The 15,150-nt window shown below is 44.1% G+C and carries 12 protein-coding genes; 9 read left to right on the forward strand and 3 right to left on the reverse strand.

What is annotated here, in order from left to right; all coding sequences use genetic code 11:
• Nucleotides 1-42 precede the first annotated feature (42 nt).
• Nucleotides 43-1,203: a patatin-like phospholipase family protein gene (locus ACJJI0_RS01290; RefSeq protein ID WP_444884320.1), complete on the reverse strand. Its 1,161-nt coding sequence runs from the start codon at nt 1,201-1,203 to the stop codon at nt 43-45.
• A gap of 462 nt (nt 1,204-1,665) precedes the next feature.
• Here ACJJI0_RS01290 and ACJJI0_RS01295 point away from each other — a divergent pair, with 462 nt between their 5' ends.
• Both ACJJI0_RS01295 and ACJJI0_RS01300 read left to right on the forward strand, forming a co-directional pair.
• Nucleotides 1,666-2,148, forward strand: coding sequence for a hypothetical protein (locus ACJJI0_RS01295; protein WP_444884321.1), 483 nt, complete (start codon nt 1,666-1,668; stop codon nt 2,146-2,148).
• 243 nt (nt 2,149-2,391) lie between these two features.
• Nucleotides 2,392-2,712 carry a cupin domain-containing protein gene (locus ACJJI0_RS01300; protein ID WP_444884322.1) on the forward strand — a complete coding sequence of 107 codons (321 nt, stop codon included), beginning with the start codon at nt 2,392-2,394 and terminating at the stop codon, nt 2,710-2,712.
• A gap of 33 nt (nt 2,713-2,745) precedes the next feature.
• On the opposite strand, the gene ACJJI0_RS01305 is transcribed toward ACJJI0_RS01300, so the two are convergent.
• Nucleotides 2,746-3,789: an alpha/beta hydrolase gene (locus ACJJI0_RS01305; RefSeq protein WP_444884323.1), complete on the reverse strand. Its 1,044-nt coding sequence runs from the start codon at nt 3,787-3,789 to the stop codon at nt 2,746-2,748.
• 435 nt (nt 3,790-4,224) lie between these two features.
• On the opposite strand from ACJJI0_RS01305, the gene ACJJI0_RS01310 reads away from it, so the two are divergent.
• Entirely contained in the window at nt 4,225-5,163 is a 939-nt protein-coding gene (locus tag ACJJI0_RS01310; RefSeq protein WP_444884324.1) for a PI-PLC domain-containing protein, read from the forward strand.
• A 27-nt stretch (nt 5,164-5,190) separates the two neighbouring features.
• Nucleotides 5,191-6,258 carry a jacalin-like lectin gene (locus ACJJI0_RS01315; RefSeq protein WP_444884325.1) on the forward strand — a complete coding sequence of 356 codons (1,068 nt, stop codon included), beginning with the start codon at nt 5,191-5,193 and terminating at the stop codon, nt 6,256-6,258.
• Nucleotides 6,259-6,453: 195 nt separating this feature from the next.
• Here the strand turns inward: ACJJI0_RS01315 and ACJJI0_RS01320 are convergent, their stop codons facing one another.
• The gene (locus tag ACJJI0_RS01320; RefSeq protein ID WP_444884326.1) at nt 6,454-7,425 is read right to left on the reverse strand and encodes an EamA family transporter; all 972 of its coding nucleotides are present in this window, start codon (nt 7,423-7,425) and stop codon (nt 6,454-6,456) included.
• Between the two features lie 73 nt (nt 7,426-7,498).
• Between ACJJI0_RS01320 and ACJJI0_RS01325 the strand changes: the two genes are divergently transcribed.
• The 5 genes from ACJJI0_RS01325 to ACJJI0_RS01345 all read left to right on the forward strand — a co-directional run bounded on the left by ACJJI0_RS01325 (nt 7,499) and on the right by ACJJI0_RS01345 (nt 15,095).
• Complete coding sequence (locus tag ACJJI0_RS01325) at nt 7,499-8,902, forward strand: aminotransferase-like domain-containing protein (RefSeq protein ID WP_444884327.1); 1,404 nt, start codon at nt 7,499-7,501, stop codon at nt 8,900-8,902.
• A 197-nt stretch (nt 8,903-9,099) separates the two neighbouring features.
• Entirely contained in the window at nt 9,100-9,873 is a 774-nt protein-coding gene (locus ACJJI0_RS01330; RefSeq protein WP_444884328.1) for a hypothetical protein, read from the forward strand.
• A 395-nt stretch (nt 9,874-10,268) separates the two neighbouring features.
• Entirely contained in the window at nt 10,269-10,733 is a 465-nt protein-coding gene (locus ACJJI0_RS01335; RefSeq protein ID WP_444884329.1) for a GNAT family N-acetyltransferase, read from the forward strand.
• Between the two features lie 774 nt (nt 10,734-11,507).
• Complete coding sequence (locus ACJJI0_RS01340; protein ID WP_444884330.1) at nt 11,508-13,376, forward strand: carotenoid oxygenase family protein; 1,869 nt, start codon at nt 11,508-11,510, stop codon at nt 13,374-13,376.
• A 57-nt stretch (nt 13,377-13,433) separates the two neighbouring features.
• A complete protein-coding gene (locus ACJJI0_RS01345) occupies nt 13,434-15,095 on the forward strand; it encodes a D-arabinono-1,4-lactone oxidase (RefSeq protein WP_444884331.1) in 1,662 nt (553 codons plus the stop codon).
• The last annotated feature ends 55 nt before the right edge of the window (nt 15,096-15,150 follow it).

Consider the following 15,150-nt stretch of genomic DNA (forward strand, 5'->3'; position numbering starts at 1 on the left):
GTTGGCTCAAGCGGGATCGAAAGTATAGGCGTTTAGCCCATTCTATTCTGATCTCTCCTTTAGGTGTTCAATGGCTTGATCAATTTCCGGCTTATTTTCTTCTATTAATCTATCTGCATGAATTTTTAATGAATCGATTGATTCGTAGTCAAAAATCCCGACTTTGGGATTGTTTACTTTTACGTTTAAGTAGTCAAATTCTATCCTCCCTTTTGGAGATAATAATTTTGCAATTCTTAGAGCGTAGAGCTGCTGCGTATCCATAGATCGTTGTACATCTGTGATAAGGTCAGGAAACCATTGCAGTCGTCCCCAGTTTTTTATGTCTTGATAACTATCCTTTGCGCTACGCAGAGGCGGGGTACCCGATCCCATTATAAGTATGTAATAATTTTTATTTGGGTATTTTTCAATAATGTCCAGTAATATCATGCTGGTCGGATCATTTTCTGATACCGCGGCATCTGCAAAATATCGATGACTGAGGTCCCTGCTTGATGTTAGAAAGTCTACAGGAGGGAATACCCCTTCCGCGCTGGATGCAGCAACCACTAGCTGATAGACACTGTTTGAAGGGAGTTCAGCAATTTCTTCACCATAATTTTTAAAAAGATGTACCCTTCCAGTGTAGATATCAAGAGAAGGTACAATGACTGGTTTTTCTAAATCAGTAAATTTTAAGCTTTCTGAGTAATGAAATTTTAAAACTTGATGGAGTCGATCTCCCATGAACCTCGGTGAAAACATTCCAGCTCCAGTCAATATTTTATGATACCAGGGTGTTGAGAATAAATATTTACTTTCAGATTTGTAAAGTTTTATCAGTAGGTCTATTTTTGAGCCGTAGTCACCATATTGTTCACGTAGTTGTTTCATGGGAATGTTGATTCCTGTAGCAATAATAGCTCCGGTGGATACTCCACTGAAAACATCAAATATTTCATTTATAGGCTTGCCTACTTGACGTTCAATATATTGAAGAACATATAGTGGGATAAGACCTCGAACCCCTCCACCATCCAAAATTAGGATGTTGATGGTTTCTTTATCCTTGAGGGGGGCTTCATAGATAATGGCTTCTTCAGTAACCGGTATCCTATGGAGCTTAGTTTTTTCAGTAAAGCGATGATTGTAGATATAAATTGTGATGCCAATTGTGGCTAACAATAGAAGTATAAAGAGTGTAAGTTGCCAGGTCTTCATTGTGTCACCCAAGTAGCCTGCCAATAATACAGGCATAATTTGAGCAATAATATTTATTTCCAAGTGGCTTTTAGCGAAGTTTTTGATTTAATTTTTATTTTTCTTATTCATAAATTATATTGTTGGTAGGGTTGTTGGTGTTTTGATCGGAGTGGCTGAGATGGCTATTCCCTCTGGAATTCTATCGAAATGCATATATTGCAGAAGAGTATATAATCTGGTTGGTCTTGTGATATCTACATGGTCAATATTCTGACTGTCTGTTAACATTTTGCACAGGTATTGAGAACAACTACCTTTCAAAATGATGATATTTAGGATAACCTCCTAGACTCACTGTATTCTGCTGATCGAATTATGACTTATGCTACGATAGAGTCATTATAGATGTGTACCGAACCCTAGATATAGACCCACTGGTTTTGTAAAGAATTCTAAGCTGTGAGCTCTAGGCTAATAATTATGTTTAAATATTTTTTTGTGGCCCTTTTGTTGTTGATTTTGGCTTCATGTGGCAGGCCCGAGTCACTTTCAATTGAATCTGGGGGGGAAGCTAGGCTTGGTACTGAAGAGGTCGTTGGGGGGACGCTTGAGCAAGAAAAACAATTACAGGACATTGTTAGTTCCACTGAGCTATCTAAAGATGATATTTCAAGTGTAGAAGATCACACTGAAACTCCTGATAACCAACATGGCCCTCAAAGCGATCTAGCCACTGAAAAAAGCTCTAGGCCGATAGATATCAGTGCAGCTTTCGAGAAGGGCGTATCTTCAGTTGAGAAGTATGATTTCTCCAGAAAAAGCACATTGCCTAATCTTTTTGAGACGCAGCAAAAGGCTGAGAATGTCTCTTTTAGTGGTAAGCTAATAAACGATCCTGAAAATCCTGATTACCTTCAGTCATTGGAGGGGGTGGAATTCTCAATAGAAATTAAAACACGATAGAATAAAATAGAAAGGCAATTCGCTGCATCTAAGGTGGTTGCTGTAATATATCAATATAATTGGTTCTCTAGTGTCTGTTTGAGTTTTGCCTCTCTTTGATTAACTATTTTTTCTCTATGGGTTAGATGCAGCCGCTAATGTCTTGTGTTATTTTATTTCGGATAGTGCGCTCTTTATCTTCCTGGTCTAATATTTTATTTGCAGGAACGGGGCTCAAAGTTTAATACAAGGAGTGTATCCAGAATGTCAGGAAGTTATCCAGATAGAATTAAGCAGCTACCTATTTATGATGGTCGGTTTGATGCCTACAAGTTGGAGGCAAAAGGAGGTGATGTCCTTTTTGCATCATATCCGGCGGGCACTGTTATTCCAGATCATACGCATGCGACTGATAATTATGGGGTGATTACGAAAGGCGAGTTGATACTAAGTATGAATGGTGATGTTCAGCGCTTTGGAATTGGCGATTGGTACCATGTTCCGGAAAATACTGAACATGCTGCCTCATTTGAAGAGGATACAGATGAAATCGAGTTTTGGTTTCAAGCTAAAGATAAAGAGTAAAGCCTTTAAATTCCCCAGTAAAATCTATTAAATTCAAAAGGATTGAATAACCCGAATACGGTCATCCATGGCTCTAATGGAGATTGGGATTGTAGGTGCAAATACCTCCCAAGCGTGATTAACGCCTGGACGCAAGTGGAACTCTGTACTTACCTCGTCATTGGCGAGTAAGCGTGCATATTCAATATTTTCATTGCGAAAAATGTCCAATTCCCCAATTTCAATATATGCGGAGGGCAACCCTTTCGCGTTTTTTAAGTGAGCTGGAGCGGCAACAGCGGTTACTTTACTTGTGCCCATTGTTTCTCCGAGATAAGCCTGCCAAGCGGTAAGGTTGTCATCATTAGTCCAAAGTACATAGGGAGCCAGCTTTGGGTCCTCAACAGTATTCCGGTCATCAAGCATTGGATATATAAGAATTTGTTTTGCTAAAGAAGGGCCATTCCTGTCCCTTGATAAGATGGTCAGTGCCGCAGACAGCCCTCCGCCAGCGCTATCGCCCATAACAGCTAACCTGTTGGGGTCTACTTGCAGCAATTTGGCATTCTTATGGAGCCAGCACAATGCCGAGTAACAATCCTCAATTGGGGTTGGATAAGGATATTCTGGCGCTTTGCGATAATCCACTGAGAGAAATGGCACGCCACTCTTTGAGACATAGTTTGCGACTAATCGGTCGTATATTCCTACATCATTGAAGATCAAGCCCCCACCATGTAAGTAGAGTACCGCTGACCCCGGCGTTGAGTTTTGTTTACAGTACCATCGCAATATGATGCTGGATTCATCGGGCAGCTTTACCAGAAAATCTTCTATTGATACATCGGTTGGCATGGGATGGGTTTGAAATACCTCTCTGAGAACATGCTCACCAACCTCACGTCTTGTGGCCACATCACCTACTGCTATTGGCTCTATGGATTCCAGTAAAGCCCTAAATTGCTCGATTGCTTGGCTGAATTGGCTGTCAAGGGTATAGGCCATGATTTTTCCGTATCTTATGGCTTGGTACTGACGGTAGGGTATTTCTATTGGAAAAAGTTGGACGCTTATAGCTTCGTCTATTTTTTCATCCATGTGTTGGAAATGCTGCCTGAATCCAGTGTTGCCTCGGGGGGTAACATTCACCCAGACGGGACGTTCAGAAGTAAAAGTGAAACTTTACAGTCATACCTAAATGATAGCGTTCAGCGCTAATTCATTTGTGCCTATTGTGAAATTTTATGAAAAATAGCTTTATAGATTGACTGTGAGCAGCTACTACGTGTGTGAAGTAATAGTTAAAAAATAAGAAAGATCCAGAGTAATAATTTTCAAATTACCTCTCCACCCTCCTATCCAAAAATGTGTACGCATTATGGAATGGTTAAGTAACGTTAAGGATTCACTTTTGCTGCGGTCTTTTAGGGTAATTTTCCTATTGAAACGCCAGCGCTAGTCAACTCCCGAAAAACTGGAGAGACACTCTGTATTTTGTGTTTTCACTATCAAACGATCTGTCAGGGATAAGTAATGCTAAGAATAATTTACTCGTTATCTATTTTTTTACTGGGAATCTCAGCATCGATGATGGCTGCTGGAGAAATTGATTCAGGGGATGCAAAGGTGCATCGGTTGGATTTGCAGGGACAAATTGATACTAGGGCACCGTTGTCAAAAGCGCTATGGGCAGGGGCACATAATGCCTATGCTTCTTTCCAGTGGGATCAAGGAGTATATACCGATGTTAATCAATGGTATGCCCCTGAGAAGCTGTTCCATCGTGGTATCCGCTTAGTGGAGTACGATACCTACCCTTCATCCACGTTTAGTTCTACTCCACACATGTGTCATATGGGACTTGAAGAGGCGACTATGTGCATATACATGGTAGGCACAGCGGCAACTCTCGGGGATGGCTTTGATGAGATCACAGATTTTCTTGAGGATAATCAGGATGAAGTGTTATTTATAAAATTCGAAGCTTATGATTCAGATTATCATCAGAATTTTAGGAACAAAATTGGTGAAAAGATTGAGAGTCGCCTGGGGGACTATGTTTTCAAGCCAACTGACTGGGGTTACGCGGAAGGGGATTGCGCTTCATTGCCAGTGCAAACTTTAAGCAAGCAAGATGTGCTGGATACAGGGCGAAACATTATTCTTTTTACTCAGGTACCTAGAGAGTATCCGCACACAGGGGATAATAATCTTTGCGATTATCATGATGAATCCAAAACAAGCAAGTATTTAAGGAATGTCTGGATTGGCGTAGATGAAATGGATGCTGCTGGCAATCTAACCTCCAATGAACCTTTGGCTCAAAATTCCAGCCAGTTGACAGCGGATTCTGATGGTAATAGCAGCGCTACCACCCACTATAAAAATGGAAATTTCAGTGTCGCACAGGATGCGACTACGGAGTACAGTAAGAACGATATCAAAATTTATGGTGATACCGTCCAAGAATAAGCACAGGCAGGTTACCAGCTGATAGAGTTGGCTTTAGTTGAAGCCAATGCAACAACCATTGAAGCATCCAAAGCTCCACTTATTGAAGATTTCCTTTGGTCTTGGCGAGATGACTCACCGGGTACCGAGCACAGTTGTAGTTGGCTAACTAATGATGGGGAGATTAGAGATTATGATTGCTCTACGATCCGTGTATTTGCGTGTGTAGATGCTAATAGAAATTGGCACATCAGTGAGTCCACCGGTGCCTGGATTGATGGCTATAGCGCTTGTGCTGCAGAGGGCTATCAATACGGTATGCCTTATAATGCCCTTGAAAGTACTGAACTCTATGCTGAAAGAAATACTAAGGGCATAACAACTTCGGTTTGGGTAAATTATTATAAGGTATTTGAGGATTTTTGGCTTGCCAGCCAGGATGCTTACTCTGATTATGGTTACCTCAAAAAGGATGCGATTGGTGGCACTGGTGGTGCTGCATTTGATCCCATCGATTTAATCAAGCATAAACTGCTTGGTAGCGGCACTATGAATTTGAAATCGGTACAAATTCGTTCTGGAGGTCGTATTGATGGGTTAAAGGCTTTTTATGAATTCCAGCAGGCTGTTAGCCATGTAAATGCGAGTGATCGTGAACTTTGCATTGAGTATGGTGAGGGAGATGGTGGCTCAATGGGCTCTGTCCTTAGTTTTGACTCCGCCAGTGGTGAATATCTCGATGATGTTAAAATCTGCTGGGATGATGAAAAGTACAGTTCCGGTAGTATTTATTATTTAAAACTGACTTCCAGTACAGGGGAGACAGTTTCAGGTGGCATGCAGCAGGGTTCCTGTAAGAGCTATTCTTCTACCTCTACCCAGCAGATATTTGCTTTCCATGGGCGCCAAGGGGATGAAGTTATTGCTTTGGGTGTGCACAAGCTTTCCAGTTCTTTGATCAATGCTGGCTATTACGCAACGGAATGGCTCAACAATGACAACCCCTCCTCTGGTGGCATTGACTACGAAAGCTTTAATGAACACAAAGCGGCAGGTAATATCTCCAATACCTGTGAAGTGAAAGATGTCGTAAATGTTGTTGGTCAGCTTGGCTGATTCCAAGCTGGATTACAGGTTTACAGGAGAGAGTATATTAGTGGGGAATTACGGTTCTAATTATCGTTTCTTCTGTGGAACAGAGAATTGTAGTGATTACGAGGTAAAATACTTCTTTACTACGCCTTCTTGTTTGCCCTAGGTGGCGGAGGTGAGGGCGGGTTGGGAGGCCCAATCCACACTTACTCTAAAACCTTATTGAATATTTATGGGCACACTTGCTTGCTTCTTTTTGCTCAATCTCACTTTATCCCACTTTATGACTCCCGCAATGAGCCCAGAAATGATCAATAAGCTTGAACAGATTTTCACTATCCCCAGAGGCTCTTGATAAACAAGCCAGCTAGCTAGGAGACCAAAAATTGGTACCAGTAAGGTAAGAGGAGCGATAGTTGATAAAGGGTAAGTGACAATCAAACGATTCCAAATCCAATAGCCTAGTAAGGTGGTGGGCCAAGCCTGAAATAGAATTGAGGCTAGGGTAAGCTTATCAATTTCAATAAGGTTGTTTAAAACCTCTTTACCTTCCAGAGCCAACGCAAGAACCAGTAAAGGGATGGGAGCAAACAGAAGGCTCCAGACAATAAAAGCGAAAACCTCCTTGGTATTGGCCGCTTTGACAATCAGCCCACTGATACCCCAGCAAGTTGCTGCCAGAATCACTAGCACCACACCGAGGGGGCTGACACTGCCATCTTCAATAAGGAAAGCAATCCATAATCCTAAGATTGCCAGGCTGGCTCCCAATATTTTTTGTGTACTGACCGTCTCTTTAAGGATCAGCCAGCCAAGTAATACGCTAATTGCTGCATTGAGCTGGAGCAGCAGTGATGCCATACCTGGAGAGAGCCCAGCAGTAAGCGAGCAAGTAGCAAGTCCCCAGATACCTGTGCCAAAGACCAAGCTATAGCTGAGGATATAGCGCCAGGCAACGGGCGGCTTGGGAATAAAGAAAATGGCCGGTATTGCTGCAAGAGTGAAGCGCAGCGCGGTAACTAGTAGTGGATTGAGATTTGTCGTACTCACTTTAATGGCAATAAAGTTGACACCCCAAATAGCCATCACGAAAATTCCAAGGCTCAAATCTTTGTATCTCATAACTACTGTCCCATTGATATCGGGATAGTTTCTGTGCATTCTGAGGTTAGGGACAGATACAGATTTCAATTAAAAAAAGTATACAGTTTGTTACTTTCTGCCCAATAAGGGGCTGGAAGGTTAATTGAGTTTGGGGAGTATGATGCGGTACAAGAAAATGGCTGATTATTTAGTGGAAGATATTCGCCAGGGAAAGGTGCAGCCAGGACAAAAGCTTCCTTCTCTACGTCAGCTTGCTAGGGTGAATGAGGTTAGCCTGACTACCGCATTGAATTGTTATCGTTATCTGGAGGAGACGGGATGGATTCAGGCTTTACCGCAGTCAGGTTTTTATGTAAGAAAACCTTTGGATGTTTCTGGGTCTCCTGAGATGCCCGCTTTTTCTTGCCAGACTACGACACCGATTGCGGATCATTTCTTTCATTCGGAGGAGCCAGGCCCACTGGGAATAACTCAGCTATCTGTAGAGTTGCAGCCTGTTTCTAAGTTAGAGCGAAGCTTACGTCGCGCTTCACGTAGTCAGGGGAGCCGGGTGTGTCTTTATCCTAATGTGCAAGGAGAATTGCCTTTGCGTCGTTCTCTCAGTGAGCACTTTGGCGCTTCGGGTTTCCATTTCCAAGCTTCTGATCTGGTGATAACCAATGGCTGTCTTGATGCTGTACGTACAGCACTGGAAGTAACGACAAAACCTGGGGATGCAGTAGCGGTCAGCTCTCCTTGCTATAGCGGTTTACTTCAGCTCCTCGGGGGAATGGGGCGGACTGTCGTAGAGATACCATCCACAATGGATGGTTTAGATTTGCGACAGATGGAGTTACAGATGCAAAAAGGCGGTGTTCGGGCTGGGCTTTTTACCTCTAGCCATATGAACCCAACCGGTATTAGTCTCAGTGTCGAACAGAAACAGCAGCTGGCTGGGTTAGCGAATAAATACCGAATCCCGATTATCGAGGACGACGTCTACCATGAGTTAGATCACCGGGGAGCCCCTCCACTCCCTGCATACCATTGGGATACCGGGGGATACTTATTATGGTGTGGATCTATATCAAAAACACTGAGTGCTGGTTATCGACTGGGTTGGTGTTTGCCTGGACGATATTTAAATAATTACAGACAGCAACGTCAACTCGAGAGCTTGGGGGTAAATTCACCACTCCAATTGAGCTTGGCTGATTTTATCAGTAGTGGGCAATATGCTAAGCACCTGGCGACATTGAGACCCCTGTTGCGGGAGCAAGTTGATCAGTATCGTAATTTCCTGGCCGACCATCTCATCCCAAAGGTGCGGATTAGCATGCCAACAGGAGGATTGGTTTTATGGCTTCAAGTTCCCGGGTTAAATGAGGATGAATTCGCGATTCTTTTAAAGAGGCAACTCTTGGATATTCGAACCGGAGTATGCTTTAGTACCTTGAATTACTATAAAGACTGCTTGAGGATTAATTGTGGTTTTCCATTGAGGGATAATAATGGTGAGTATTCCCAGGCAAAAAAACAGCTGGAGCAGTTGGTCGAACTGATCAATCGAAGTGTTGCTGCATAAGCTATACAGCTTAGTCCGGAAGGCATCCGTAAGTTTATTGTTATGTGCCTGCACCAAGTAGCTACTGACTTCAGAGGGATCAACTTTAGTTAGCAATGGCTGCTCTGTCACCATATTACAAAAATGTTTCATTCGATGGCTTCCCTTTGCTAGAATCCGCGACGATTTTGAGAGAGTAAGTTCATGGAGGATTTCGAATGAAAACCATTGCATCCTTATCTGTAGTAGCTATGGCTGTTGCTGCTGCTATTCCTGCACAGGCCAACACAACGTTTGATTTGCCGAATTTTAGCCAATGCTCCGAGGCTGCGACTCAGAGCAATACAAATGACCGTGAGGTGTATCGCATTTTTTCAGATTTCTACTATGAAATTGAAGATAAGCGCGAGTATGCCGTTACCGCGGTGAAAAACTGGGCAAAAAACTTTGCCTCTAGCTGTATCACTTCGACCACTCAAATCACATTAGATGATGTACAGTGTGATGATTTTATCGGTGGCGCGCCAGTTTGCCGTATAGAAAGTGATGAAGGTGACTATGTTGTTGTAAAAGACTATGTTGATTCCACCAATGTAGTCCTTTCCAAGCATGACCAGCAAAACTGGCCTGCAGTTCACACCTCTAATGACATGGACATGCTGTGGATGGCCAATCCTGCGAAGTGTTACTCAGACCTTCTAAAGTCTGGTGTGGATTCCCAGGCGTATTACCTGGATGCCTATAATTACCGTTACTTTGGTGATTATCGATTTGTGTTGGCTAGAACTACACGTGATCTGGTGCAAAATCTGGCGGGACAATCTAATCAATGTGCCTATGAAACGATAGGTATTGAAGCCAATAAAATGGAGTGTTCCGAGACCTCTGGCGGTACTAAAATATGTGCTTCCAGGCACACCAATGCAGGTTATTTCGTATTTGTTAGTGATGACAACCACGGAATGCATGTGGTATTTAATCGCTGGGACTGATAAGTATTGATGGTTGTGAAAGCTCCTCAAGTGGGAGCTTTTTTTGTGTCTTTGTGATATTTCCCTGTTTTACTTGGCTCAATAAGATAGGCTTTTTGTTCTCCAATACGCTTAACTGTCCCTGGCCCCATTTCAAAGTATTCTCTAACTTTTTAAGCTGAGGGAATAAATAAATTGGTTTCAGCTGCTCAGTATGAAGGTAATTCCTGAGAAGCTTTGGTTACCGTCTTTCCCCTTGTTCTGAAAAATACTCCTTTCGCTGATCATTGATTTCAGGGGCAGTATTTCTTTCCCCTTGCTATAAGTGCTTTTGGCTGATAGCCTGAAAATGTGATCACATTTAAAAGCCTTTGAAGATTCTTTTTTTTTGGTAAATAAATTCAGGGAGTAGAAGTATGCAGGGTGAAATAATAACTGCCACGCCAAGGCATGCCGATATAGTAGCGCATCTAGTTGCCAAGCTATTAATGGCTTTGGTGGGGCATAAGCGTGAAATCAAACCTGATCAACTCATTGAGGCAAGTAACAAGCTGCTGGTAAGGGAGAGTGCTTATAATGCTTTTCTTTATAGAGTTGAGGGTGAGATTGTTGCTGTTATTACCGTTTCCAGGTCTGCAGCTATTTATGCTGGAGGGTATTATGGCGTAATTGAAGAGTTTTACGTAGAGCCTGAATACCGAAGTCAGTCGATTGGGAAAAAAATGCTGGACCGAGTGGTTCAGTTTGCAAGAGAGCAGGGGTGGCCACGTTTGGAGGTGAGTACACCAGAGAAAGACAAGTGGAGCAGGACAGCAGATTTTTATCGTCGGGAAGGATTTTCAGATAACTCTAATGGGGAGAGGTTGAAGCTGGAATTATAGTCCTTATTTTTCTGTAAGGTTCGGTGCCTTCTGTATGTCTATTTTCCTTGCGGTTTTTATTGATTGTATCGGGCCCTGTATAGGCTGAGGAATCGGTGTGTATTAAGGTGGGAAGGTTTATATTAATTCGCTCTCATCGTTTAAATTTAGGACTTTGTAAGGGTGCCTCAACAAGCTTTCTACAAATAATACTTCTATAACATTGAGCGTGGACGGGAAACATATGCTATGCCGATTAATGTAAATATTTGTTTGGTGGTGAAAAACTCCCTGTTTTAGCTTTTAAGGCTGAATGAATCGTTGTGGCGTCATTATGTTGCACGATTTTTTAGTGGTAAATATTTAGGGGGTTGTGGTGGTTGTAATAAAAATAGAGTTTGGCTCTTTGAGATTTTCTAGCCTAGACGTTCGGAATTACAATAAGTACTGAAAAAGATTCTCATTTCCGTCTGAGTTAATACTTGGAAATATGATTTAGTGGATGTTTTATTGATATTATTTTGTCTGACTGTTTAGTTCTGTAGGGCGCTTATGCTTTACGGAAAAACTGGTTAACAGTGTCATCATCTCGTTCTTGATTTTTGCGGTTTAATATAATTAACTGCCGCTCTGGTTTAAATATTTTCACCTTTGGTGTGCTCGCCAAGCTGGGAAATAATAAATATATATCGCTTGGTGAAAAGGGTGTTAAAAGTCAAATATGAACACATTGCGCTAAATTTATAAACATAAGGTCAGTTAAAGCAGTCGGCCGTTTTTATTACAAGGAAAATAATGAAACGTCGCGATCTTCTGAAAGCCGCAGGTGCTCTATCGGCACTGCCACTGGCTGGTATGACCAGTTCTACAGCTCAGGCAAGTAATCGCCTAGAGGATTCCACCTTCCCAAAGTCAATTATGCATGGCAGCCTGCAGGATTCTTCCGGTTTCCTTAAGGTGGTTCAAGGTAACTTGCCTGATGATGTTACCGGCCATTTGTTGATGGCCGAGGGGATTCCTCTCGCTCCTAACCATTTGACTCCAAATGGAAAAGGTGCGCTTACCCGGTTGGATTTCAGTGGTAGAGCCAGTAATGGCAGTGTGGCTTATACCCGAAAAATGATCAGAACCGCCTCTGCAATTATGCAGGAGCAAGATTTGAGTGGTTTCGATAAGTTTAATTTGCTGGGGGGAACTATCTATTCCAGCCCAAATCTTGGCTTTATGAATTATTGCAATACGGCCCCCAATTATATGGGGGAAAATCGCTTTGCGATGAGCTATGAGGGTGGGGTGCCCTATGAGTTCGATGCAACCACTCTGGAAATGATAACCCCTATTGGTGAGGTGGGAGAGTGGGAATCCAGTCTTCCTCCTCTGTTGGATAACCTAACGCCAAAGAAGTGGTTGTTCCCACAAATTCGCACTACTGGTCACCCCTTCTTTGATTTGGAGTCCGGTGAGTGCATTACCATCAATTATGGTGGCAATATGGGTGACTCCGGCCGCTCGGGCTTTATTCGCTTGATTTCCTGGGATCAGCGGGGGGCTTTCAAAAGCTGGAATATTCGTGACCGCCAGGGAAATAACGCTTATATCGCGGCCAGTTCCCACTCCCTGGGAGTTACTCGTAACCATGTCATTATTTTTGAGACCGCGGCTAGGGTCGAATCCACTCGTATTCTCGGTACCCATATTGTGCTTCCGCAGGAGCACAAGACTCGCTGTTGGGTGATACGCAAGTCGGATATGGTACCTGGGCGTGAGGATATTATTGCTGACTACCTGGAGCTGGGTTTTGATACCTCCGATATTGTTTGCAACTATGACGACAGCGCCGGTGAAATCACTCTCTATGGCCAGTATATGGGAGCCATGGACAAGTCTGAACAGCTGTTCCGTTATGAAATATTCCAAGAGGGCGGGCTAGTGCCCAAGTGGTTGTCCGGTTATCCGGCGGCGCCTGTGGATGTTGGAGGTCTGGTGCGGGCTAGAATACAGGTAGCGTCCAACTTTGCACGGGAAATCAAAGACGATTACCGGGTTATCCGCGATGAAAACCTTCTTTGGGATATGAATGACCCAGCTTATCGAGGGCACTTTCAGTTTCCAGAGACATTTGAGCATCTGTATTGGGCTGCAGTGGGCTACCGCCCAGATTTGGTTTCTATGCGCGTTTCCTGGGCATACCGCAATTACCCAGAACGTTTTTATAGTTATTGGGATATGCCCGAGCAAAGTAGGCCATCTGCTTTGGTACATATGGATTGCACCCGTATGCAAATTGCCGATGCTTATCAGTTCCCCGATGATTGTGTGATGCGGACCCCGCAGTTTATGGCGCGGCCTGGATCCACCGCGCAGAATGATGGTTATCTAATTGCTGCGGTTGTTCGGAAAAATCCGAGTAGTGCGCAATCCAACGGTAAAGAGTTCTGGATATTTGATGCTGCCGCACTCAGCCGGGGGCCACTCTGTATCCTCGCCAGTGAGTCTTTGGAATTTGCTACCACCAACCATGCCCTGTGGGTGCCCTCTATAGGTCGCCGTCCAGCTATGGCTTACCGTTCTGGATACGGGGATTTCCTGCGCAGTAAAGCGCCTGATCACAGTCGCAATGTTCAGGAAATAATCGATCGGGAGCTATTACCTAGATTTGGTTAATTTTTTCATTAATTGAAATACAACAACTCAATAATGCAACAACAAGGAAGCAAAGGCATGTACCATCCACTTCTCTCCGGGCGAAGTCATTTGTTGCGCCGGGCTACCAATTTCTTGTGTGCGGCAGGTTTGTTTTTTGCTGCGGGGGCTTCGGCGGAGCAGTTACCTCCCCCCATTGATGTGCCTGAGGTTTTGAAAAACTATCAGGACACCCAGGATTGTTTTCCCGGTGTTATTCATGACCCTTCAACAATCGCTCAGGTACAGTCGATAGTGCGCGATGCTGCCGCTCAGGGGCGTAAGGTCATGACCGGTACCCGGCGCTTTAACAGCCAGATAGACGCGGCTTGTGCGGGCAACGGCGAAGTGCAAATCACTCTGGAAAATATGAACCAGGTGGTTAGCCTGGATAAAGAAAACCGCTTGGTAACTGTTCAAGCTGGTATGCGTTTTAATGATCTAGCAGCCTATTTGCGTGAGCATGAACTCAGTGTACCGATGGTTACTGAGCTGGCGATCTTCTCGATTGGCGGGATGCTCGGCAGCGGCACTCATGGATCCACCTTTACTCAGAAAAGCAATATGATTTCTGACTATGTCACCGAGATAAAGCTCGTTGATGGCAAGGGGAATCTGCGTGTAATCACTGGTGAACTACTCAATGCTGCGCGGGTTAACCTTGGTGTTTTGGGGGTTGTGGTGGAAGTGACTATTGAAGCCGAACCCGGCTACAAGGTACAAGCCAAAGTGAAGGGACACCGGGATGACAGCGATCTGGAGAATGTCATTTTGGGCTTGGCTCGGGATAACCACTCCGCAAATATTGCCTGGTTCCCAGGTCTCGGCCGCTATACGGTTACTACTTATAATAAGGTTCCTTTGGACACCCGGGGCAATGCTTATAACGCTCAAGCTGATGTCTCGGATTTTTCCGAGTATCTCTTTGGCCTGATTTTTGATAGCTTGCATGAAGCCGACAGTGCTGCTCTGCAGTGCTTTGCCGCATCTCTGCGCTATACGGCCCGCTCCAGTTCTTATTTCCGCGATGTAAATACCGGTCTAAAGAAATTCATCAAGCCCACGGGGCACGCGGATCTGATGCAGCATTTTGTCTGTAAAGAGCCGAACAATTGTGTCTGGGATAAGTTGCCGATTGCCTTGCAGGAAGTGGCCATACCTTTTGAGGAGCTGCCCAACTGGATTGCCGATGTGCGCCAGATTATTGCCCACAGTGAGCGCACCTGCTTCCCCTTGAATGGTATTTACTTCCGCTTTGGTAAGGCCTCCGATAGCTATCTGGGAATGAGTGCTGGGCGCGACACCGCTTTTGTAGGTATCGAGTATACTCTGCGCCAGCGCGGTGAGGCGGTGCCTAAAAACTACTTTGTAAACCTGGAAATTGAGCAGATGTCGCTGCGCAAATATGGCGCCAGACCGCACTGGGGTAAGAATTCGGTGGCTATTTTTGAGGATATGCCCTCGCGCTTCCCGAAATGGTCTCAGTTCCTTGATGCCAAGGCGGAATTGGATCCTGAGAATGTCTTTACCAATCCATTCTGGCAGCGGGTTAGTGGCCAAGACCCTCTTGAGAATTACCTAACGCCCCAATGTAATGCTGACGGTCAGTGCTATTGCAGAACCGATGCACATTGTGAGCAAGGGGCAACTTGCCAAGCAGGTAATTGGTATTCCGAGGCGCGGATATGTAAGAAAGATTAGGCTTGTATTGATACAAAAGGAGTGGTGGTTTCACCACTCCTTTTTATTTTATTGA

The organism is Microbulbifer mixtoriginis (SeqCode), from assembly GCF_052466695.1.

Excerpts from the sequence above, each read along its gene's own strand:
- ACJJI0_RS01290 (WP_444884320.1), bottom strand. The coding sequence starts at position 1,203 with ATGAAGACCTGGCAACTTACACTCTTTATACTTCTATTGTTAGCCACA.
- ACJJI0_RS01295 (WP_444884321.1), top strand. The coding sequence starts at position 1,666 with ATGTTTAAATATTTTTTTGTGGCCCTTTTGTTGTTGATTTTGGCTTCA.
- ACJJI0_RS01300 (WP_444884322.1), top strand. The coding sequence starts at position 2,392 with ATGTCAGGAAGTTATCCAGATAGAATTAAGCAGCTACCTATTTATGAT.
- ACJJI0_RS01305 (WP_444884323.1), bottom strand. The coding sequence starts at position 3,789 with ATGGATGAAAAAATAGACGAAGCTATAAGCGTCCAACTTTTTCCAATA.
- ACJJI0_RS01310 (WP_444884324.1), top strand. The coding sequence starts at position 4,225 with ATGCTAAGAATAATTTACTCGTTATCTATTTTTTTACTGGGAATCTCA.
- ACJJI0_RS01325 (WP_444884327.1), top strand. The coding sequence starts at position 7,499 with ATGCGGTACAAGAAAATGGCTGATTATTTAGTGGAAGATATTCGCCAG.
- ACJJI0_RS01330 (WP_444884328.1), top strand. The coding sequence starts at position 9,100 with ATGAAAACCATTGCATCCTTATCTGTAGTAGCTATGGCTGTTGCTGCT.
- ACJJI0_RS01335 (WP_444884329.1), top strand. The coding sequence starts at position 10,269 with ATGCAGGGTGAAATAATAACTGCCACGCCAAGGCATGCCGATATAGTA.
- ACJJI0_RS01340 (WP_444884330.1), top strand. The coding sequence starts at position 11,508 with ATGAAACGTCGCGATCTTCTGAAAGCCGCAGGTGCTCTATCGGCACTG.
- ACJJI0_RS01345 (WP_444884331.1), top strand. The coding sequence starts at position 13,434 with ATGTACCATCCACTTCTCTCCGGGCGAAGTCATTTGTTGCGCCGGGCT.